The following is a 23253-nucleotide window of genomic DNA, read 5'->3' on the forward strand; positions in this document are numbered from 1 at the left end:
TCTTGAAACCTTCCTTTTTTTAGGAAGGTTTTTTTATTGTAGGTTTTAGGGTAACGTAAAAAGAAGCGATTTTAACAGAAATAGTGTTAAAAATGCATTAAATTAAGTTGTTCACATTGCGGGATTGATAAGGATGTCGTATGATTAATAACATAATTATGCTTGTACATATAATCACAAACTTAAAATATGATTATTGTGGCAATTTTTGCTGTAAACTAACTGAAAAGCGCCGTTTATTACCTGAAGGAGTGAAATAGATGAATATTACAATATATGATGTTGCACGGGAAGCGAACGTTTCAATGGCAACGGTTTCACGTGTTGTCAATGGAAACCCGAATGTAAAGCCAGCAACAAGGAAGAAAGTCATGGAGGTCATTGACCGTCTGGGCTACCGACCGAATGCTGTTGCCAGGGGACTGGCAAGCAAAAAGACGACGACTGTCGGTGTCATCATCCCTGATATTGCAAGCCCGTTTTTTGCTGAGCTGGCAAGGGGAATCGAAGATATTGCCACGATGTACAAATACAACATTATCTTGAGCAACTCAGACCAGAATATTGAAAAAGAACTGCATCTGTTAAACACAATGCTCGGCAAACAAGTAGACGGAATTGTTTTCATGGGCGGCAATATTAAGGCCGAGCATGTTGAAGAATTCAAGAAATCCCCGGTCCCGATTGTCCTTGCAGGCTCAATTGAGGAAACGGGTGAAATTCCATCAGTCAATATTGATTATGAGCAGGCAACTTTCGATGCTGTATCAACTTTTGTTGAAAAAGGCCACAAAGAAATCGCATTCGTCATTGGGCCTCAGATTGAGCCAATCAATAAGGATAAGAAGCTTGAAGGATATAAGCGAGCTTTAAAAGATGCAGGAATTCAGTATAACGAAGAGCTTGTTGTCGAAGGGGATTATACGTATGATTCAGGCCTCGAGGCAATTGAAAGAATCCTCGAGCTTAATCAGAAACCAACAGCAATCCTTGTCGGCTCGGATGAAATGGCCCTTGGGGTTATCCATGGGGCATTTGACCGCGGCTACAGCGTCCCTGATGATTTCGAAGTCATCAGTTCGGATAACACAAGGCTAACTCTTATGGTACGTCCGCAGCTTACAACAATTGTCCAGCCTTTATACGATATTGGAGCAGTTGCCATGCGCTTACTGACGAAGTATATGAACAAAGAAAACGTAGATGAGAATATCGTCGTCCTTCCGCACCGGATTGAGAACAGGAAATCAACGAAATAACAGAAGAGCCCCTTGCAGTTGATGCGAGGGGCTCTTTTCAGACAAAATCCCGAGTGGAAGCCGTAATTTTGTCTGAACTTGAGGTCACTTCAGACAAAATCGGGAGGAGAAGCCGCAATGGTTGTCTGAACCTGAGGTCACTTCAGACAAAATCGGGAGGAGAAGCCACAACTTTGTCTGAACCTGAGGTCACTTCAGACAAAATCGGGAGTGGAAGCCGTAATTTTGTCTGAACCTGAGGTCACTTCAGACAAAGTCAGGAGGGGAAGCCGCAACTTTGTCTGAACCTGAGGTCACTTCGGACAAAATCGGGAGTGGAAGCCGTAATTTTGTCTGAACCTGAGGTTACTTCAGACAGAATCCGGAGTGGAAGCCGTAATTTTGTCTGAACCTGGGGTCACTTCAGACAAAATCGGGAGTGGAAGCCGCAACTTTGTCTGAACCTGAGGTCACTTCGGACAAAATCGGGAGTGGAAGCCGCAATTTTGTCTGAACCTGAGGTTACTTCAGACAAAATCGGGAGGAGAAGCCACAATGTTGTCTGAACCTGAGGTCACTTCAGACAAAATCGGGAGTGGAAGCGGTATTTCTGTCTGAACCTGAGGTCACTTCAGACAAAATCGGGAGTGGAAGCCGTAGTTTTGTCTGAACCTGAGGTCACTTCAGACAAAATCGGGAGGAGAAGCCTTAATTTTGTCTGAACCTGAGGTCACTTCAGACAAAGTCAGGAGGAGAAGCCTTAATTTTGTCTGAACCTAGAGGCTCTTCGGACAAAATCCAGAGTGGAAGCCGCAACTTTGTCTGAACCTGGGGTCACTTTAGACAAAGTCAGGAGGGGAAGCCGCAACTTTGTCTGAACCTGTACTAATTTACTGACCTTTTTAAAAACAAACAAAAAAAACCGGGAACACAAATCTCCCGGTTACCGTACTTATACAGTTTCAGATTTTTTGTTGGACCTGATTGGATACAAGGCCTTCTCCACTGTTTGGGCATTTTTTTCCGTGATTTCCGGCTTTCGCGGAATTGGCGGATATAAATCTTCAGGATCGTCCCACTCTTGTGGCAATTTCACAGGGGCTGAATCCTTCCATTCTTCTATCCATTCCTGCGGCAAGCTGCCATAAGAGTTTGAGTTTTCAATCATTTCAAGCCAGATCAGTGACCAGGCTCTTGGTACCACGCGCCAAATATCGTAGCCTCCGCCGCCTACAGCAATCCATTTGCCTCCGCAATATTTATGGGCGACTTCATGCGCAAGCTTTGGGATTTCCCGGTAGATTTTCATCGTAGCGGATAAATGAGTCAATGGGTCAAGATAATGCGCATCTGCACCATTTTGGGTAAGAATGACATCCGGTTTAAAAAACTCGGCCACTTCCATCAGAGCATGTCTATAGGCATCAAGCCAAGAGTCGTCTTCTGTGAAGGCATCGACAGGGATATTGAAAGAATATCCATAGCCTTTGCCCTGGCCGCGTTCATTCACATTTCCTGTACCTGGGAATAGGTAGCGTCCCGTTTCATGAATCGATAGAGTGCATACATCAGGATCATCGTAAAATGACCATTGTACGCCATCACCATGGTGGGCATCAGTATCGACATATAACACGCGGGCATTGTATTTTTTCTGCAGGTATTTTATCGCTACAGAACTGTCGTTGTAAATACAGAAGCCGGATGCTTTCCCACGGAAGCCATGATGAAGGCCGCCGCCAAGATTCAGTGCGTGGCTGGCTTTGCCGTTCATGACATAATCCACAGCTGTCAGGGTGCCCCCAACAAGCAGAGCACTCGCTTCATGCATATTTTCAAAAATCGGTGTGTCCTCCGTTCCCAGTCCATATCCTTCCGCGGATTCTCCCTTAAGCTTTCCCTGGCCAGCAAGCTTAACAGCGTTTACAAAATTGGGATCATGAACGAGTTGAAGTTCCTCATCCGTTGCCATCCGGGGCGCAACTATATGTTCTTTATCAATGGCGCCCACTTTACGCAGCAAATCCAGCGTAAGCTTCAACCTAATCTGGTTGAAAGGATGGTGGCTGCTGAAGCGATAGTTCAGCAGCTCCTCTGAAAAGACGAATACAGAGCGATCGCTCATGATGAAACACCCGGCAGGTTTGGCCAGAGTACGTGATGTCCGGCCTTTTTCAAGTCCTCGATCACTGCGATCGGATTCATCGTCTGTATTCTTACAACAAGGATTTTATAACCTTCATCCTTTGGGTCAGGGTATACTAGCACGCTCTGGATATTGGCTTTCCTCAAGCTGATAACAGATGCAATTTCACAAAGCATGCCCGCTTTGTTTGGTACTTTCACTTCAATTTGCGATCCTGGCTGATGGGCACCTGTAAGCTCAACAAGTGTATGGAGCAAGTCCGTTTCAGTGACGATACCTACAAGTTTTTTATCCTTGGTGATCGGCAGGCAGCTGATATTATGTTCATAAAAGATTGCAGAAATTTCCTCGACAAAATCGAGGGGATGTCCAGTGATCACATTAGTCGTCATAATTGATTTGACAGGATTGTCAAGTTCACCCTTGTGCTCATCCCAATGAAAAACGGACGGAGCTGCATCTTTGATATCCCTGTCGGATACCAGGCCGATCACACCTTGGTCCTTATTCACGATCGGGATGTGGCGGATTTTTTTATCCGCCATTAGCTTAATTGCTTCGGCAATTGTATTTTCAGGAAAAAGTGTCGTGACATCCCTTTTCATAATTTCCTCGACGATCATGGTTCCTTCCTCCTTGCATGATGAGGCTTCTTATTAATCATCAATACATAAAACGGTTCATGAACCGCAGCTGGTCAAATTTCTGGATCGATTCCGGCCCAATCCTCTTGCCGATTCGCGCCATCAAACAGTTTGCTGGATGGGAGCTGATTTCCGGATCATCTGTCGCGTACCAGGTCAGGCCGCCGGCATTCATCATTTTTTCCATGACTTTGCGGTATTCCCAAACATTCAAGCCGGTTCCTTTCAGGTCCCAATGCCAGTAGTATTCAGTTGTGATAATGATATAATCTTCCATCGCGTCATCCATCATGGAAACCATCAGCAAATTCTTGCCGACTCGGCTGCCGCGGAATTCAGGAATGACCTCGATTGCACCAAGTTCTATTAAATCTTCCATTTTTCCTTCAGACCATCTTTCAAGAGGGTCAGGATAGAGATAAGTAACATAGCCGACAATCATATGGCCTGAGCGGGCTACGATGATACGTCCCTCCGGCAGACCGGCAATCTCAACCAATGCCTTGTGCTGCTGGGCAGGTGGACGAAAAGCCACTAAATCTTCATGGAATTCATAGCTTGCAAGTTTTTCCGGAGAAATCGGGCCTTCAATGATCAAACGGCCATGAGGAGTTTTTAATTCTGTTGCGTTATAAGTCTTTTTATGTTCCATTCAGTCACCACCAGTCAACAATTCAAACGATAATTCTATTATACATAAAATCTAACATATAAAAGCGCTTTCACAAAATTTTCTGTATTTAGTTTAAGACTTTTCTTGACGGAATCGCACTTCAAAGAGGAATGTTTTTATATTCTATTAATATTTTAAAAATTGAGAAAATCGAATTTTTATACTATAATGGATTTTAAATATAAAGCCAAGGGGGATGGATACATGAAAGTGGAAGCGCTACCAGTTACACAAGGGAATCATAACCTGAAAAATTATCAAGAGCTTCATGGCCAGTTTGATTGGACTGAAGCGGAGAAAGAGTTTTCCTGGTCTGAGACAGGCAGGGTCAATATGGCTTATGAAGCGATCGACCGCCATGCTGAAGGATTCAGGAAAAATAAAATTGCGCTTTATTATCAGGATGGGGTGCGCAAGGAAAAATATACTTTTAAAGAAATGAAGGAGCTTTCAAATAAAGCAGGCAATGTCTTTAAAACTTATGGTGATGTAGAAAAGGGGGACCGCGTGTTTATCTTCATGCCTCGTTCTCCAGAACTGTATTTCGCAGTTCTCGGGGCGGTCAAGCTGGGCGCGATTGTTGGCCCGCTTTTTGAAGCATTCATGGAAGGTGCTGTCCGTGACAGACTGCAGGACAGCGGGGCAAAGGTATTGGTGACAACACCTGAGCTGCTTGAGCGTGTTCCTGTTGATGAACTTCCTGACCTGAAGCACATTCTTCTTGTCGGCGATAATATTGAGGAGAATGACAAGTGCGTTGATTTCAAGCAAAAACTAGCTGAAGCCAGCAAAAAGCTTGAAATCGAGTGGGTTGACCGTACAGATGGGCTGATTTTGCATTATACTTCCGGTTCGACTGGAAAACCTAAAGGCGTCCTCCATGTCCATAATGCGATGATCCAGCATTATCAGACTGCTAAATGGGTACTTGACCTTAAAGAAGAAGATGTCTACTGGTGCACAGCAGATCCAGGCTGGGTAACAGGAACATCGTACGGAATTTTCGGTCCATGGCTTGCAGGAACGTCCAATGTCATCATTGGCGGACGTTTCAATCCAGAGACATGGTATAAGATGATCGAAGAGTACGGAGTGTCAGTCTGGTACAGTGCCCCAACAGCTTTCAGGATGCTGATGGGTGCGGGTGATGAGGTTGTAAAGAAGTTCGACCTTGGCTCACTTCGCCATATCCTGAGTGTCGGCGAACCGCTGAACCCTGAGGTAGTAAGATGGGGAATGAAGGTGTTCAGCCTGCGCATCCATGATACATGGTGGATGACGGAGACGGGGGCTCAATTGATCTGTAACTATCCAAGCATGGAAATCAAGCCTGGATCAATGGGTAAGCCAATCCCAGGCGTAAAAGCCGCAATTGTCGATGACCAGGGGAATGAATTGCCGCCATACAGAATGGGCAATTTAGCGATTAAGAAGGGCTGGCCATCGATGATGCATACAATCTGGAACAATCCTCAGAAGTATGAGTCCTACTTCATGCCTGGTGACTGGTACGTTTCCGGTGACTCAGCCTATATGGATGAAGATGGCTACTTCTGGTTCCAGGGACGAATTGATGATGTCATCATGACTTCCGGTGAGCGTGTAGGGCCATTTGAAGTAGAAAGCAAACTTGTGGAACACCCAGCAGTTGCTGAAGCGGGTGTCATTGGCAAGCCAGACCCGGTCCGCGGTGAAATCATCAAGGCGTTCATCGCCTTGCGTGACGGTTATGAGCAATCTGATGAATTGATCGAAGAGATTCGCCAATTCGTTAAAAAGGGCCTTGCTGCACATGCTGCACCAAGAGAAATTGAATTCCGCGACAAGCTTCCTAAGACACGAAGCGGTAAAATCATGCGCCGTGTATTGAAAGCCTGGGAACTTGATCTCCCAACTGGCGATTTGTCCACAATGGAAGACTAATAGAATCATACTGATGAGCGTGAAGCTGGGCTTCACGCTCTTTAGTATTCACAGAAAAAAGAAACACCGCATCCGACAAGATGCGGTGTTTCTACTTATATTCAATTGCTAGTTTCCATTCCCATTCCCATTTCCATTTCCGTTACCATTCCCATTTCCATTTCCATCGCCGTCACCATCTCCAGGTGGCGGCTCAGGAGGGTCATCCGGTTCAGGATCGGTTGGAGGAGGGTCTTTCGGTTTTGGATCCTTTGGTTTGTCTTCCGGAGGATCCTTAGGCTCTGGCTTCTGTCCGATTTCAATGATATTGGATGGAGCTGATTCTTTCCCGGCAATATCGACTGCCGTAACATAGAATGAACCGTCCCCTGCGTTGAAGCTCAAGGCTTCTCCTGCTTTAATGCTGCCGACCTTTTTCTTGTTGTTATAGATTCGGTAGCCGACAATATCATTTTCAGGGTGCTTGCCCCAGGTGATCGTTTTTCCGGAAAGCTTGATACCAAAAGCTGCTGGGGTCTTTCCGTTTTCACTCAGCTTATCATCCGCAACGAGAATATTATTCCAGGCATCATTTTTAGGGATCAGCTGCTGCGGATCTCTGATTTTATGCCCGATGATGCTTTCCATATACTCTGGATTCAATATTACTCCAGTATCCGTAAATTCAGCCGGAGTTGAATCAAGTGCTATATAGCGCTTATCGCCAACAGTAACGAATTTGTTTTCTACGAGACTGTCATCTACCTTGGTTGGTGCATACTTCGCAATGAAGTAATCCGATTCAACAAGTCCTGCTTTCGAGCAAGCGCTTGAAGGCAGCAAGCCGGATACTGCACAATAAGATCTCTTGACGATTCCGCCAGGCATCTTGAAGCGTTCTTCAGGATCGACTAGCTGAGGAGCGACATCATAAGCATCATTCATTAGGTCAGCCCAGATATATTGGGTCCGGACTCCATAAGATAGCCCCTTGTAACTTCTCTCTAGTGATTTGTTATGGTCATAACCGAGCCACACCCCGAAAGATACATTAGGGTTGGTGGCTACAAACCATGAATCATAATAATCATGACCTGTACCTGTTTTGCCGGCCCAGTCAGAGCCGAATTTCAACCGGCCTTTTAAGGCAGTAGCCGTTCCTCGGTTGATAACATCACGCATCATATCGATAGTCAAATATGAAGCTTGAGGACTAAATACATCTACAGGCTCGGCTTTATGCTGGAAAATGACATTTCCATTTTTATCGACAATTTTATCGATTAAATAGGCATCAACGAATTTCCCCATATTGCCGAAAGTTGCAAATGCATTGGTGTTTTCCTCAACGGTAACACCACCATCGATAGAGCCAATTGAAGCTGCCAGAATACCATAGTCACTTTTAACAAGGGAAGAGAATCCCATTTTATCTAAATAAGAAGCGGGTCTTTGACCCAATACGTTTTTGTATGCCAAAACAGCGGGAACGTTATATGACTTGGTTAACGCATGCCTAACTGAGGTTAAGCCCCTGTACTCTTTATCATAGTTGGTCGGCCAAGGTTTTCCCGGGCTTGCTGGGTTTAAACGAACCTCTACGTCTGGCAACACTGAACCAGGGTGCAATTTCCCCATGTCGATCGCTGGTGCATAGGCGAGTAATGGTTTCATAGTGGAACCATTCTGTCTTGGTGAATCGGTGGCGTGGTTTCTTTGTTGGATGTCAAAGTCACGTCCGCCAACAAAACTGATGATTTTACCAGTTTTGTTTTCGATCAACACAGCACCAATTTCAACCTGCTCGGAGATTGTGATTGTTTTGCTTGGATCATCCGGGTCAGGAACTTCCTGTGGTTTGTTCCTTCCATAATAAGGGTACTTATTCGCTGTTTCCTGGTGTTTTTCATAAATCTCTTTATTGATGGTCGTGTAAATCTTATAGCCATTCTGGCGGATGTCGCGGTCGGCCAGCGCGTGATACTCATCCATAAGTTTCTTATCTTTTTTCAGATCTTCAGGTTCATAGCCATCACGCTGAGCAAGAATTTCCGCCAGGATGTTAACCGAACGTTTCTCTATTTCAAACGTTAAGAATGGATATTCCTCAACAGTATTGTCACTTGGAACTTCTTTTACAAAGTCCTTTGTAATATCGTAGCTAATCGCTTCCTTGAACTCTTCATCAGAAATGAAACCAGCTCCATGCATCCTTGTGATGACTGTCTTGTATCTGGACAGGCCAGGCTCAAGTCCTTTCGGATCCTTCAGCTTGCCGCGGTCGCTGCTGAATGGAGTATAGCCGAACGGGCTTTGCGGAAGTCCGGCGATAAAAGCGGCCTGTGGCAATGTCAGGTCTTTCGCTTCCTTCCCAAAGATTCCTTTTGCTGCGGCCTGGACACCGGCAATGTTGCTGCCGTTAGCGTTACGTCCGAAGGTAGCTACATTTAAATAGGCTTCAAGAATTTCCTTTTTATCAAAGAATTTTTCGAGACGAAGGGCGAGAAGGATTTCTTTCGCTTTCCGCTCGAACGAAATTTCATTGGTCAGGATCTGGTTCTTGATGAGCTGCTGTGTTAGTGTACTTCCCCCTGAGGATGTCGCTGAATTTGTGACCTCCTGGAAAAGTGCACGCATGATTGCTTTTGGAACCACGCCGTCATGCTCGTAAAAGTACTCATCTTCGGTTGCGACTACTGCATTTACCAAATGCTTCGACATATCGTCAAGCTTCACTTCCTCACGGTAAAGGTCCGTTCGGAGCTTGCCAAGATAAACATCGTTATCAAAATATAAATCCGAGGTTTCTTCATAGTTGTATATATCTTTCCTCATATTTTCATAAGGTCGGATTTGTTCATCTTTGACAAGGGATGCGAAGTACCCGGCACCTGTGCCTGCGGCGAAGCCACCGCCGAGAACTAATACAATGATCAATAACAACAGCATGTTCCAGACAACCGAATAAGTAATCCGGGCTCCTTTTACGGTTTTTTTATTCGTAAAAAAAGCACCAAAGGATTTAAGCTTCTCTTTCCAAGCCTGTTTTCCTTCATGCATTCATATCATTCCCCCTAAAATCACATACATTATAGCATAAACAGGCTGTCGAATAGATGCTAATGTTAATTTTTCTGAAAATTACTGTCGAATTTGACAACAAGTAACGCTTTATGGTAAAAATGCTTTATTAACTTTATAGCAAAAAGCTGTGAAGGGAATGAGTAGTGCTTCTGTCACTGTTCCAGAAAGCCGGCGGCTGCTGTGAGCCGGTACAAACAGAAGGATGAATTACCTCCCCGAGCGCCGCAGTGAACTGTATACATAGTAGCCGCGGACGGTTTAACCGTTATTTTATTGAGTGGAAGACATTTTTTTGTTTTGTTTTCAAGCCGGGTGGTACCGCGCATACAGCGCCCCTGCATTTATTGCAGGGGCGTTTTTTATTGGTTCAAATCCGGTTGCGAAATATATTTTTGAATGGAGGAAGAAGAAATGGAATTACTAAAAGATCTCGAATGGCGCGGGATTATTTACCAGCAGACAGATGAAGAGGGAATGAAGGATTTGCTTTCAAAGGAGAAAATCTCTCTCTACTGTGGTGTCGATCCAACCGCGGACAGCATGCATATCGGACACCTTCTTCCGTTCCTGACGCTGCGCCGTTTCCAGAATGCGGGGCATCGTCCGATTGTTCTTGTTGGAGGAGCGACTGGCTTAATTGGCGATCCAAGCGGCAAGAGTGAGGAGCGTAAACTGCAGACGCTTGAACAAGTACAGGTAAATGTAGACGGAATCAGAAAGCAGCTGGAGCAAATTTTCAGCGTAGAAGGTGAAAACGGAGCGATGATGGTCAACAACTACGACTGGGCCGGTTCCATGGATGTCGTTACATTCCTGCGTGACTTCGGAAAGCATGTTGGCGTGAATTACATGCTGGCAAAGGATACAATCGCTTCAAGACTTGAAACAGGTATCTCGTTCACAGAATTCACTTACACAATCCTGCAAGCGATGGATTTCTTCCATTTATACGAAAAGCACGACTGCAAGCTCCAGATTGGCGGAAGTGACCAGTGGGGCAATATTACGACAGGTCTCGAATTGATCCGTAAAATGTCTGCAGAAGGGTCCAAGGCTTTTGGACTGACAATTCCGCTTGTCACAAAAGCAGACGGAACTAAATTCGGAAAGTCAGAAAGCGGAGCTGTATGGCTTGATCCAGAAAAAACGTCACCATACGAGTTCTACCAGTTTTGGATCAACACTGCTGATGCCGATGTAGTGAAGTACTTGAAATTCTTCACTTTCCTAGTTAAAGAAGAAATCGAAGCGTTGGAAAAGGCGGTTGAGGAAGAGCCGCATCTACGCAAAGCACAAAAAGCCCTTGCTGAAGAAATGACACGAATGATCCACGGCGAAGAATCCCTTCAGCAGGCAATCAGGATCTCAGCGGCACTTTTCAGCGGCGATATCAAAAATCTTAGCGCTGACGAAATCAAGCAAGGCTTCAAGGACGTTCCTTCTTTTACAGTAGAGGGGGGAGAAGAACAAGGGTTAGTCGACTTGCTGGTTGCAGCAAAAATCTCGCCTTCTAAGCGCCAGGCACGTGAAGATGTTGCAAACGGCGCTGTCTCCCTGAACGGAGAACGCGTCACGGACACTGCTTACGTACTAAGCGATGCAGACAAAATCGAAGGCCAGTTCACGATCGTCCGCCGCGGCAAAAAGAAGTACTTTATGATTAAGTACTAGAATGGACCGAAGTTAGGGCTATTCCAGGTATGAGGGACAAAAATCGCTGGTGGAACGAGAAAACTGTCCGTCATCAGGGTATGACGGACAAAAATCACTGGTGAAACGAGAAAAACTGTCCGTCATCCAGGTTATGACGGACAAAAATTGCGGGTGGAACGAGAAAAACTGTCCGTCATCCAGGTTATGACGGACAAAAATCGATGATGAAACGGAAAAATTGTCCGTCATCAGGCTTACCACCGGATATAAGATTAATAAAACGGCCTTCCTGGTAAAACAGGGGGCCGTATTTTAGTTAAGTTATGAAGAATGCGAGATCAGAAAAAGAATATTTATAAAACAAAAACCCCAGCCAAGTCGGCTGGGGTTCTTTAAGCACTTTATTAACGAGAGTAGAATTCAACGATAAGAGCTTCGTTGATTTCAGCTGGAAGTTCAGAACGCTCAGGCATGCGAGTGAAAGTTCCTTCTAGCTTGTCTGCGTCGAAAGTCAAGAAGTCAGGTACGAAGTTGTTTACTTCGATTGCTTCTTTAACTACATCAAGGTTGCGAGACTTTTCACGAAGTGTGATTGTCTGGCCAGGAGCTACGCGGTAAGATGGGATATCTACACGTGCGCCATCAACCATGATGTGGCCGTGGTTTACTAACTGGCGAGCTGCACGACGAGTGCGAGCAAGACCAAGACGGTAAACAACGTTGTCAAGGCGTGCTTCAAGAAGAATCATGAAGTTTTCGCCGTGCTTACCAGGCATTTTGCCTGCTTTGTCGAACAAGTTACGGAACTGGCGCTCAGTAACTCCGTACATGTGGCGAAGCTTTTGCTTCTCTTGAAGTTGCAATCCGTATTCGGAAAGCTTTTTACGCTGGTTAGGACCATGAGGACCTGGTGCGTAAGGGCGTTTTTCTAATTCTTTACCTGTACCGCTTAGTGAAATTCCAAGACGGCGGGATAGTTTCCAGCTTGGGCCGGTATAACGAGCCATGAATGACTCCTCCTTAGTTTTTATTTTGTAAAATAAAAACAGATTGTGATTAAACATTTATGGGTATTTTGTTTTCATGTACCTTCGCCCTAGCAGCAGCGGGTTACGAGATACACCATCAAACCTTGTTTGAGGAACAAAATACATACATAATGTAGACCACATAGGCTGCGATATTTTACACAAAGAGTATTATATAATTTATTTTGTATTGAAGTCAAGTCTATATTGAAAATAAAGCCTCTTATTATCGATCTTTTCCTCTGAAAAGATTGTCTTTTATATCATACTATTTTACTAGGCCTATGGTATAATGAATAGTAATTGTTTTATTTTGGATATTACCTTGCCACGTGATGAATCATTTTAGTTTATTCAGGCTGCTGCCTGTCAAAACAGCTACTTACAAATCGCTGTTAAGTGATTTTAAAACAGGTGATATATATGGAAGAATTATTAGAACGGGAAATTATATTAGAACTGAAAAGCAAATTTTTCGATTTGATCAGCACAGGCAGATTATCTTTTTCTTCCTCAGATGTTCTCTCGCAAATGACGTCTATTTTAAAAGAACTCCTGCAAGCGGATGTGGTCGACTTTTACACCTGCCAGGAATGGAAGCAAAGGATGTTCCTGGAGGCTACAACCCGTCTCTCGACTAATGACGGTGAGTTGAAGACTATTCCTAATTGTCTGGTGAATGAACTGGCAGCGAAACCCTATGCCTTCATTAGATATCCAGAGTCCATGCCTCAGCATGAACTGTTGCTGGTTTTGACAGCGAATGAAAAACCAAAGGGCCTGTTTGGATTCCAAATGAACAGTGACTTTCTAAACCGATTATCAGACCGCTTCTTCAACAAACTATCTTATGAATGCAATGTGTTCGTTGAGAAAGTGCGCAGCCTGGCGGAAACAATGGAAGAAGAAAAAAGGTATAAGCAATTATTCCGGGTGACGAAGAAATTTCACTCAACTATGGACATGGATGCAGTGCTCGGTGAAATCATTTCCACCCTGAGGGAAGTTTATCCTTCCTTCACCTATTATCTGCTGTTGTCTCATGACCACAAGGGATATGGAGGGTTACCGGTTAGAGACCTTGAATACGATAGCGATAACCTGACTGCGATGCAGTCGTATGTAAGCGGGCAGATTCAGTTTGAGGACTCTGTTTTAGAGAAGAATTCAATCATGTACGCTCCTTTGAAAGGAAAACAGGGTGTTTACGGTGTTTTGCAGGTCATAGCTCCAAACTCACTGGTTTTTCCGCAAAATGAAGTAGAGTTCATCAAGCTGCTCGCCTATACTGCAGGTAGTGCGCTGGAAAATGCCAAGCTTTATGAGCAATCCAGGAAATTAATCGCTGATTTGCAGTTGATCAATGAAACTTCCCATCAGTTGAATACGAGTTTGCGCCTGACAGATACAATGAAATTTATCTGCGGGCAAATCATCAAGTCCTTTAATGCCCAGGAAGTCGGTTTCATTATGCTTGACGAGGAACATGATGATTACTCCGTCCTTCAGGGCAGCACAAGCTTTTTCTTTTCAAAGGATGCTTCCAACTATATATTGAACGTTGCCCATCGAATCCGACAGGATATGGAGCCATTGTTCCTGGGAGATATTTCTTCAGAGCGTGAGGACGCTCCCTTGCATTTCCACTCGATAATGGGTGTTCCGATGATCCAAAGCGGTGAACTAAAGGGATTTGCGCTTGTCATGCATGAAGAGCCTTATCACTTTGCGTTTGATACATTCAAGCTGCTCCAGTCTCTTATTCACCATTCAACTTTGGCTTTTACCAATTCGATGCTTCGAGAAGAGCTGGAGAAAATGGTTGTGACGGATCATTTGACGAAGCTGTATTCCCGAGGGTATTTGGATGAAAAGATGAATCTTTCCATGCTTGAAGATCAACAGGGAACCTTTATTTTGATTGATGTCGATAATTTTAAAAGTGTTAATGATCAATATGGCCACCAGGTTGGAGACGAAGTACTAATCCAGCTGGCTCGCCAGATTGCCAAAAATATCCGCGGAACAGACATAGGTGCAAGATGGGGCGGTGAGGAGCTGGCGATTTATTTGCCAGGTACCCCTCTCGAGACTGGTGTCAAAATCGCGAATAGGCTGGTAGATAAAGTTGAAAAAAATACGAGCCCAAATGTAACTGTTTCATGCGGTGTCTCCACATGGATCAAGGGACAGGATGACACTACCAAGACAGTGTTCAAAAGGGCCGACCAGGCTTTATATCTGGCAAAGGGATCAGGTAAAAATAAAGTAGTCGTCCAGAATGAAGAACAATTTACTTTTAACAGCACTCAGGAATGAGTGCTTTTTTCGTGGTTAAGGCATTTATAAAATTACTAAGTTGTTGACAACTCTATGAAGTTTTCTTAATCCAGCTCCAGCGCTTTTTGTTCTTTAATGAACCACAGGACTTTTTGTCGATGTGTGAGAGAAATTACTTTCAATAAAGGGGTAAATGTCATATCCTGATAATGGGGGTAAATTGTAAGCGTTTACAGAATATATAGGAGGAATCATAATGGGAGAGAAAAGATTCGAAACAGAAGTGATCCATTCCGGATATAAATCGGACGAATTCAGGGGCAGCCTTGCGCCTCCATTATTTCAGACTAGTACCTTCACTTTCGATACTGCTGAACAGGGAGAAAGGCGCTTTGCCGGGGAAGAGGAAGGATTCATCTATTCACGTCTTGGAAACCCTACGGTTGCGATGCTTGAAGAAAGGATGGCGACGATTGAAAAAGGGGAAAAAGCCCTTGCGTTCGCTTCAGGGATGGCTGCTGTCTCTGCGATACTGGTATCGCTGACACGCACAGGGGACCATATTCTCTGCTCACAGGGAGTGTATGGGTGTACGTTTGGACTTCTCCAGCTCATGAAAGAAAAATATAAGATCAACCATGATTTTTCGATGATGTCGACGAGAGAAGAAGTATTGGCTGCCATTACCCCAGAGACAAGAGTCATCTATATCGAGACGCCGATTAATCCAACAATGAGACTGGTTGACCTGGAGATGGTCGCGGACGTCGCCAGGGAAAAGGGAATTCCGGTAGTTGTTGATAACACATTCAGCTCACCTTATCTTCAGAATCCAATCGAGCTTGGCTGTGATTTCGTCATCCACAGCGCAACGAAGTATATTTGCGGACATGGTGATGTCATAGCGGGTGTAGCAGTCGGCCCGAAGGAAATTATGTCTAAAATCGCCATGACAACGCAAAAGGACATTGGCGGCGTAATATCGCCATTTGATGCGTGGTTATTGCTTCGCGGGTTGAAAACACTGCCGGTCAGGATGGACCGCCATTGTGACAATGCCGAAAAACTGGCAGCCTATCTTTCTGATCATCCCGCAGTCGAAGAAGTCATTTTCCCAGGCGACCCAAAACATCCTGATTACGCAATTGCGAAAAAGCAAATGCGCAAGCCGGGCGGTCTTATTTCCTTCAATATAAAGGGAGGCCAAAAGGAAGCTCAGGCATTCATCAACAAGTTAAAGCTCATTAAAATTGCGGTTAGCCTTGGAGATGCAGAAACATTGATCCAGCACCCGGCGACAATGACTCATGCCGTAGTGCCAAAAGAAGCAAGAGAAAAAATGGGCATCAAAGACAATATGCTAAGGCTTTCAGTCGGATTGGAAGCATGGCAGGATATCAGAGATGACCTTGAAGCAGCATTCGAAGCTGTAAGGAAAGAAAGTACCATGGAGACTGGATTGATTTAAGAGATTCATTACAAAAACCCTCCCGTGAATGGGAGGGTTTTTCAATGTCAGCTTATATACTGTAACAGCATGTCAACGAATTCCTCGAGTTTTTGCTGGTCCAATTCATCAAAGCGATTTTTTTCCGGTGAATCAATATCAAGAACGCCGATGACTTGACCGTCTTTGACCATCGGAACGACGATTTCTGATTGTGACGCGGCATCACATGCGATGTGGCCCGGGAAGGCATGGACATCTTCAACTCTTAATGTTTCCTGGCTCGATGCGGCTGTACCGCAGACGCCTTTGCCAAGCGGGATTCTCACACAGGCTGGAAGGCCCTGGAATGGTCCGAGGACAAGCTCTCCATCCTCCATCAGATAAAAGCCGACCCAGTTGACGCGATCGAGAAATTGGTTCAATAAAGCTGATGCGTTGCTGAAATTTGCTATCGCATTTTTTTCATCCTCCACCAATGCTTTAAGCTGCTTTATCAACAAATCATAATCTTTTTCACGGTTGTCGCTGTATGTTTCGACTTTAAACACAGTTTTTCCCCCTCTTTCTTGAAGTTTTAATCTACATTGTATCAAAAATCGGCGAAACAATGGAGACTTTGTCGAGCTTTTTTTAAAGGAAATTTAAATGATTTCCAGAAAGGTAAACAGTAAGGTTAATTGCGGAAAGTGAGGGGCGGAGCAATGAGAAAAAATTCAAAAGCTGCGATTATTGATGCGGCCATCTACTTATTCAATACGAAGGGGTTCAATGGGACATCAGTAAGGGATATTGCAGCAAAGGCAGACGTAAATGCAGCGAATATCTCATACTACTTCCGGAACAAAAATGGACTCCTCGAAAATTGTTTTACCGTTTTTTTCGAAAGCTATATGGAAGAATTGGAAAAAGGCTTTTCATTGCTGGAATACGGTGCAGAATTATGCCTGAACGCAATGGTTGACAATGTATTGAGATACCAATGCCAGAACATCCAATTGACAAGGTTCATTTTAAGAGAAATGACGATCGATTCTCAGGTTGTCAGGGAGATTATGTCCACCTATCATGTAAAAGAACGCTATATGTTTAAAAAGGTGCTTGAGGCTGGGATGGAGAATGGGGAATTCAAAAAGCATTCCATCCAGTTCAGCATTTTACAGTTAAAAGGGCTGCTGTCGATGCCGTTTCTGAATACCCATTATGTGACAGAGGTTCTGCATGTACAGCCGCATGAAAAATACTTTGCTGACAAGTACAACCATGAGATCTCACAATGGATCAAGGGAACCCTTGGTAAAGGCCATCAAATGCATGAAAAAATGTTGATTAATATATAGGAAACCGGTCAAACTGCCGGTTTCCTTATTTTGTCACCATCATCAAATCAAGTCCCTGTCCCAATTCCTTCGCCTGATGCGCATCAGAGCCGTACACAAGCCTGATCCCGAGCTTTTTGGCTTCGCTGACTACCCAATCCGGCGGATATGGCTCACGGCATAAAGGCTTTGCGGTTCCCGCCCCGTTATAATCCAGCTCATAGCCATGCTTCGAAACGGTCTCCAGTATTTCAATGATTTCGTCAGCACATTCCTGCGCAATTGGATATTTTAAGCGGAATTTATTCGCAAGGGTAATATGCCCGATTCGTTTAGGCTTATATGGCCCCAGATCAGCATGAATGGATTTTAAGACGGTCTGATAGTAGTGTCGATGGATCAGTTCCGCAGAACCATACTCTTTAACCATCTTCCCGAAGTTATCTGGGCTGTAATCAAGACAATCATATTCCCCGGCAGGACTTTTCAAAAAATGCACCGATAGAACGGCATCGTCTAGCCGAGGTCCGAATTCACTGAGGAAATTGGCCGTTTGAACCTCGTATCCTTCGATAAAATCAATCTCGAAACCAGTATTGATTTTTATTTTTCCGCGATATCTTTCCTTTGCTTCTTCGATACTCTGAAAATATGCTTCCAAATCCTCAAAACGCATTGCGCTATCCTGTAATGGTGTAGGATCTGTGAATCCTTCTGGTAAAGGGGCGTGCTCGGCAAAGGTGATTTCCTTGCAGCCAAGCTCAAGTGCTCTCTGGACGTAGTCATCTAACGAATCTTTCGTTCCATGCGGGCAAAAAGATGTGTGGACGTGGCCATCCCTCATGATTCCCGACCTCCTAAAGTAATATCTAAGGCAAAATTTCAAGTTAAATCGGCTTATTTCGGATAATTTCAACAAAAAATATGAATTTATTAGTCAAAAATTGTCGGTTACATGGTAATATAAATACATTATACACGCATTTATAAATTCATTTTAAATAGAAGGATTCAGAACTTGGAAATTGTGAGGCCAGGGGGATAACAATGGAGTACATAATTGGCGGAATAGCTTTATTAATAATTCTTTTTTTAAGCGGATATTTTATGAAACGCAAGTATTACAGTGAGGTCGACAGGTATGAATCATGGAAAATTGATATCATGAACCGTCCTGTACTTGATGAAATGTCAAAGGTGAAACAGTTGAACATGACTGGCCAGACAGAGGAGCTTTTCGAGCGCTGGCGGCAGGAGTGGGATGAACTTGTGACATCCAAGCTGCCCGGCATCGAAGATTATTTATTTGACGCTGAAGAGTATATCGATAAGTACCGGTTCAAGAAGGCGAAGGAATCTCTGGCAGTCATTGAGCGAAGGCTTACGGAGACAGAGGATAAGATTAAAAAGATCCTCGGCGAATTAAATGAACTTGTTGGAAGTGAAGAAAAGAACCGTGAGGAAATCGATGGCCTCAAGGAGCAATACAGGGATAACAAGAAAAACCTTCTTTCGCACCGTCACAGCTTCGGAAGCGCTGAGGCAAGTCTTGAGGCGATGCTTGAAAACATCCAGGTAAAGTTCGTTGAGTTTGATGAAAAAACAGAGAATGGCAACTACCTTGAAGCAAGGGAAATTGTGCTGTCCATCCAGGCAATGCTTGAACAGGTATCCAGTAAAATGGAATCGATTCCCGTGCTGCTGCATGACTGTCAATCAGTCATACCTTCCCAGGTCAGCGAGCTGAAGGACGGAGTCAGAGAAATGACTGTACAAGGATATGTTCTTGACCATCTGAACGCTGATAAAGAGGTTGAGGAAATCAGCAAAGAATTGACTGAATATATAGCTTATCTGGAAAAAGGCGATGTTGAAGCCGCTGAACAGGGTATCCAGGGGTTGAAGGAACGTGTCGAGAACCTATTCGATATCCTTGAAGAGGAAGTCATGGCTAAACAATACATTACGAAGACGGAACATGAAGCGAAGGAAATCCTCGTAAAAGCAATAACAGAAAGCAAGACGTTAAAAGAAGAGACAAAGCATATACAGGAGAGCTACCACCTTAATGATAAAGAGCTCTCAGCACAAACGAATGTAGAGCAGCAGCTCAAGGGCCTGTTAAAGCGGTTCGAGCTGATCGATCACAGAATCACCGAAAACGATACAGCGCAAAGCCTGATTAAACAGGAGCTTGAAGAAGCGAAAGAGCAGCTTGATAAGCTGGTCGAAGAGCAAAAAGTATTGATGGAGAAGCTGAGTGCCCTCAGGAAGGACGAAATGGCGGCAAGGGAAAAAGTCAGGGACCTTTCCAAAAAGATTTCTGAGCTGATCCGCACCGTCTCAAAAAGCAATATGCCTGGTCTATCACAGGAATATAAATACCTTCTTGAAGATGCCAATGAGAGCATCAAACAAGTCAATGAAAAGCTTGAGCAAAAGCCGCTTGATATTCCTGTTGTCCAACAGTATCTTGAAATCTCTGTGCTGACAGTTGAAAAGCTGGAAGCATCGACTGAAGAAATCGTTGAGACCGTCATGCTGGCCGAACGGGTCATCCAATATGGCAACAGATACCGAAGCCGATATCCTTCGGTTGACCGCGGACTTCGGGAAGCAGAAGAACATTTCCGCAATTACGATTATCGTGAAGCCCTTGAACAGGCGGCCACTTCAATCGAAGAAGTGGATCCTGGTGCCTTGAATAGAATTGAACAAATGATATCTGAAAAAGAGTGATGGGTCTCCGGATGGAGGCCTGTTTTTTTGGGTGACAACTGCTTCAGGGCATACTAAGAAAATGTCCATTCCATTTATTTTTCAAGGCTGTTTTCGTATAGATTGTTGTACGTGACAAAAAGCCAATTTGTAGAAGTTTGCAAGCTCTTTTCTTATAATAAGCTTTAATTTTATAGAGAAACATTGGTCATTCAATCCTATTTTGTAGTCACTAGCAACAAAGTTTGAGAAAAGAGCGTTTTTCAATGATTACTTCTTATGATAAGATTTTTAGTTAGCATGAACGACAAGGGGGATACGATGATTTACTTAGACAATAGTGCCACAACGAAACCCTATAAAGAAGTATTGGACTCATTTGTAAAGGTCTCAGAGGAATTTTTTGGGAATCCTTCATCACTCCATAAAATCGGCGGCCAGTCGGAAAAGCTGCTGCAGCAGGCACGTTCCCAGGTCGCCAGGCTGCTGAATGTAAAAGAAGCAGAAATCCTGTTCACATCCGGAGGAACGGAAAGCAATAATCTAGCGGTAAAAGGAATCGCTATGGCCCACCGCGAAAGAGGAAGGCATATCATTACCACAAGCATTGAACATGCTTCAATCCAAAATGCCATGGGACAGCTAGAATCGCTCGGCTTTGAGATCACGTATGTGAAACCCGATGGCAATGGCTTTATCAGCGCGGATTCCATCGAGAGAGAAATTCGTGATGATACCATCCTCGTTTCCGTGATCCATGTCAATAATGAAGTCGGCACAATTCAGCCTATAGAGGAAATTGGAAGCTTGCTTAAAAAGTATCCAAAAGCATTTTTCCATGTTGACTATGTTCAGGGAGCAGGGAAGGTGCCATTAAACTTTTACGAAGCCGGGATCCATTTGTCCACCATCTCTGGCCATAAATTCCATGGCCTGAAAGGGACAGGCGCTTTGTTCATCAAAGAAGGGGTCACCCTCTCCCCACTATTTTCCGGCGGGAATCAGGAATGGAAGCAGCGGAGCGGCACAGAAAATGTAGCTGGCATTGTTGCGATGTCAAAGGCACTAAGAATGACATTTGAACATAGAAAAGAAAATCTGAATCAAATGGTTGCGGCAATGGAAACATTAAGAAGTGGCATCAGCCAGATCAAGGAAATAACCATTCACACTCCAAAAGAAAATAGCGCGCCCCATATCCTTAACTTTTCAATCCATGGATTGAAGGCAGAAACATTTGTGCATGCGCTGGAAGAAAAGAATATTTATGTATCGACAACAAGCGCTTGCTCTTCTAAGAAGAAAGCTGCAAGCAAGACTTTGCTGGCAATGGGGGTGCCGCTGGCGGAAGCGGAGAGCGCGATCAGGGTCAGCCTGACATACAGCAATACAGTGGAAGAAGCAGAAATAGCCGCAAAGGCAATTGCTGATACAGTAAAACATTTAAGCGAGGTAGTAAAGAAATGATGTATGACCGTATTTTAGTTCGGTATGGAGAAATATCGACAAAAGGAAGAAACAGGAATAAATTCATCGATCGTCTCAGAAAAAATGTCAAGAGAGCTTTAAGTGACTATCCGAATGCAGCCATCAAGGCAGAACGCGACCGCATGTTCATCCTTCTGCACGGTGAAGATAGCGATGGGATTGGCGAGAAACTGAAAGGGATATTCGGAATCCAATCCTTCAGCCCGGCAATTAAAGTTGAAAAAGATCTCGAAAAAATGAAAGATGCGGCGCTGGGACTTTTCAGAAAAATCCATAAGCCTGGCATGACTTTTAAAATAACCGCTAAACGGTCGGACAAGACATTCGAATTGGACACAAACGGGATCAACTTTGAATTTGGAGGTCATATCTTAAGGAATGTTGAAGACTTGAAGGTGGACGTACGAAAGCCTGATATAAATCTCCAAATCGAAATCAGGAAAGAAGCTGCCTATATCTCTGCCGAAACGATCAAGGGTGCCGGGGGTCTTCCTGCTGCATCGGGCGGGAAAGGTATGCTGATGCTTTCCGGCGGGATTGACAGCCCTGTTGCAGGCTATCTGACGATGAAAAGAGGACTCGAAGTGGAAGGTGTCCATTTTTTCAGCCCGCCTTTTACAAGTGAACGCGCCAAGCAGAAGGTGATCGACCTTTCTGAGAAGCTTGCCGAGGTTAATGGCCACTTTGCGCTTCATATTGTGCCATTCACTGAAATCCAACAGGCCATCCATAAGCAAATACCGGAAAACTATACGATGACTACTACAAGAAGATTGATGTTGCGAATCACGGATGCCATCCGTGAAAAGCAGGGCGGCCTTGCGATCATCACTGGTGAAAGTCTAGGCCAGGTTGCCAGCCAGACGCTTGAAAGCATGTATGCCATCAATGAAGTGACAACTACGCCAATCATCCGGCCATTAATAACAATGGACAAGCTGCAGATCATGGATATCGCCCATGAAATCGATACCCACGACATTTCAATCCGCCCGTATGAGGATTGCTGTACGGTCTTTGTTCCTTCATCGCCTAAAACAAAGCCGAAGCTTGATAAAGTCCAGAACTTTGAAAGCTTTTTCGACTTCGAGGAAATGATCCAGAGAGCAGTTGAAGGAACTGAGCGTATGGTTCTCAAACCCGCTTCGGAACGAGTGGATGATGCAATGGATGACCTATTTTAGATTATGATAAATTTGTGAACAATTACCAATTAAAGTTTTGAATTAAGCCATGTGTTTCTACACACTCTATACTCACAAGGAGGTGAAACACATGGCAAACAACAACAGCTCAAATCAACTTCTAGTACCTGGAGTATCACAAGCTCTTGACCAAATGAAGTACGAAATCGCTTCTGAATTTGGTGTACAGCTAGGCGGAGAAACTACTTCTCGCGCTAATGGTTCTGTAGGAGGAGAGATCACTAAGCGTTTGGTTCAAATGGCTGAACAGCAACTTGGTGGCGGATTCTCTCGCTAATTAAAAATGAATAATATGGCTACAAAGAGTAGGGCAGATGCCCTGCTCTTTTTTGTGTGCGAAATCATTATATTAAAAAAGTGTTATCATATAATTTAAAATTTTTAAATAATTTTGTATAATGAAAAGTGGGGATAGACAGGCAATGATT

Annotated in this window: 17 protein-coding genes and 1 other annotated feature; of the genes, 10 read left to right on the forward strand and 7 right to left on the reverse strand. The window is 44.1% G+C overall.

The window, feature by feature from the left end:
• The first annotated feature begins 260 nt into the window (after positions 1–260).
• Positions 261–1259, forward strand: a complete 999-nt coding sequence (ccpA, locus tag J7E37_RS10825; RefSeq protein WP_214780758.1) for a catabolite control protein A — start codon at positions 261–263, stop codon at positions 1257–1259.
• Positions 1260–2190: 931 nt separating this feature from the next.
• Here the strand turns inward: ccpA and J7E37_RS10830 are convergent.
• The 3 genes from J7E37_RS10830 to J7E37_RS10840 are packed head-to-tail and all read right to left on the reverse strand — an operon-like array spanning position 2191 to position 4680.
• Complete coding sequence (locus J7E37_RS10830; protein ID WP_215023903.1) at positions 2191–3363, reverse strand: acetoin utilization protein AcuC; 1173 nt, start codon at positions 3361–3363, stop codon at positions 2191–2193.
• A complete protein-coding gene (locus J7E37_RS10835; protein WP_214780756.1) occupies positions 3360–4007 on the reverse strand; it encodes an acetoin utilization AcuB family protein in 648 nt (215 codons plus the stop codon). The genes J7E37_RS10830 and J7E37_RS10835 overlap by 4 nt, the downstream gene beginning before the upstream one ends.
• A gap of 40 nt (positions 4008–4047) precedes the next feature.
• Positions 4048–4680: a GNAT family N-acetyltransferase gene (locus tag J7E37_RS10840; RefSeq protein WP_214780754.1), complete on the reverse strand. Its 633-nt coding sequence runs from the start codon at positions 4678–4680 to the stop codon at positions 4048–4050.
• 225 nt (positions 4681–4905) lie between these two features.
• Between J7E37_RS10840 and acsA the strand changes: the two genes are divergently transcribed.
• Positions 4906–6624 (forward strand): acetate--CoA ligase, encoded by a 1719-nt coding sequence (gene acsA / locus J7E37_RS10845; RefSeq protein WP_215023904.1) that lies wholly within the window; start codon positions 4906–4908, stop codon positions 6622–6624.
• Positions 6625–6732: 108 nt separating this feature from the next.
• Here acsA and J7E37_RS10850 read toward each other — a convergent pair whose 3' ends face one another.
• On the reverse strand, positions 6733–9663 hold the full coding sequence (locus J7E37_RS10850) for a transglycosylase domain-containing protein (protein ID WP_215023905.1): 2931 nt from the start codon (positions 9661–9663) through the stop codon (positions 6733–6735).
• 142 nt (positions 9664–9805) lie between these two features.
• Positions 9806–10027, forward strand: a binding site (T-box leader).
• Positions 10028–10098: 71 nt separating this feature from the next.
• Between J7E37_RS10850 and tyrS the strand changes: the two genes are divergently transcribed.
• A complete protein-coding gene (gene tyrS, locus J7E37_RS10855) occupies positions 10099–11358 on the forward strand; it encodes a tyrosine--tRNA ligase (RefSeq protein WP_214780748.1) in 1260 nt (419 codons plus the stop codon).
• Positions 11359–11744: 386 nt separating this feature from the next.
• Here tyrS and rpsD read toward each other — a convergent pair whose 3' ends face one another.
• Positions 11745–12347 carry a 30S ribosomal protein S4 gene (rpsD, locus tag J7E37_RS10860; RefSeq protein WP_079510073.1) on the reverse strand — a complete coding sequence of 201 codons (603 nt, stop codon included), beginning with the start codon at positions 12345–12347 and terminating at the stop codon, positions 11745–11747.
• Between the two features lie 444 nt (positions 12348–12791).
• Here rpsD and J7E37_RS10865 point away from each other — a divergent pair, with 444 nt between their 5' ends.
• Positions 12792–14687, forward strand: coding sequence for a sensor domain-containing diguanylate cyclase (locus J7E37_RS10865; RefSeq protein WP_214780746.1), 1896 nt, complete (start codon positions 12792–12794; stop codon positions 14685–14687).
• 217 nt (positions 14688–14904) lie between these two features.
• Positions 14905–16116 carry a methionine gamma-lyase gene (gene megL, locus J7E37_RS10870; protein WP_214780743.1) on the forward strand — a complete coding sequence of 404 codons (1212 nt, stop codon included), beginning with the start codon at positions 14905–14907 and terminating at the stop codon, positions 16114–16116.
• 47 nt (positions 16117–16163) lie between these two features.
• Here the strand turns inward: megL and J7E37_RS10875 are convergent, their stop codons facing one another.
• Positions 16164–16646, reverse strand: coding sequence for a GAF domain-containing protein (locus tag J7E37_RS10875; protein WP_214780741.1), 483 nt, complete (start codon positions 16644–16646; stop codon positions 16164–16166).
• 153 nt (positions 16647–16799) lie between these two features.
• Between J7E37_RS10875 and refZ the strand changes: the two genes are divergently transcribed.
• Positions 16800–17435 (forward strand): forespore capture DNA-binding protein RefZ, encoded by a 636-nt coding sequence (gene refZ / locus J7E37_RS10880; RefSeq protein WP_214780739.1) that lies wholly within the window; start codon positions 16800–16802, stop codon positions 17433–17435.
• A 25-nt stretch (positions 17436–17460) separates the two neighbouring features.
• Here the strand turns inward: refZ and hisJ are convergent, their stop codons facing one another.
• Positions 17461–18258 carry a histidinol-phosphatase HisJ gene (gene hisJ / locus J7E37_RS10885; RefSeq protein ID WP_214780736.1) on the reverse strand — a complete coding sequence of 266 codons (798 nt, stop codon included), beginning with the start codon at positions 18256–18258 and terminating at the stop codon, positions 17461–17463.
• A 203-nt stretch (positions 18259–18461) separates the two neighbouring features.
• Between hisJ and ezrA the strand changes: the two genes are divergently transcribed.
• The 4 genes from ezrA (at position 18462) to J7E37_RS10905 (ending at position 23102) form a co-directional block, all read left to right on the forward strand.
• Positions 18462–20153, forward strand: a complete 1692-nt coding sequence (ezrA, locus tag J7E37_RS10890; protein ID WP_214780734.1) for a septation ring formation regulator EzrA — start codon at positions 18462–18464, stop codon at positions 20151–20153.
• A 300-nt stretch (positions 20154–20453) separates the two neighbouring features.
• Positions 20454–21599: a cysteine desulfurase family protein gene (locus J7E37_RS10895; protein ID WP_214780732.1), complete on the forward strand. Its 1146-nt coding sequence runs from the start codon at positions 20454–20456 to the stop codon at positions 21597–21599.
• Positions 21596–22804: a tRNA uracil 4-sulfurtransferase ThiI gene (gene thiI, locus J7E37_RS10900; protein WP_214780730.1), complete on the forward strand. Its 1209-nt coding sequence runs from the start codon at positions 21596–21598 to the stop codon at positions 22802–22804. The genes J7E37_RS10895 and thiI overlap by 4 nt, the downstream gene beginning before the upstream one ends.
• A gap of 91 nt (positions 22805–22895) precedes the next feature.
• Positions 22896–23102 (forward strand): alpha/beta-type small acid-soluble spore protein, encoded by a 207-nt coding sequence (locus tag J7E37_RS10905; protein ID WP_023626976.1) that lies wholly within the window; start codon positions 22896–22898, stop codon positions 23100–23102.
• The last annotated feature ends 151 nt before the right edge of the window (positions 23103–23253 follow it).

Origin of the sequence: Bacillus sp. ISL-39 (genome assembly GCF_018613295.1) — a bacterium.
Taxonomy (GTDB): domain Bacteria; phylum Bacillota; class Bacilli; order Bacillales; family Cytobacillaceae; genus Mesobacillus.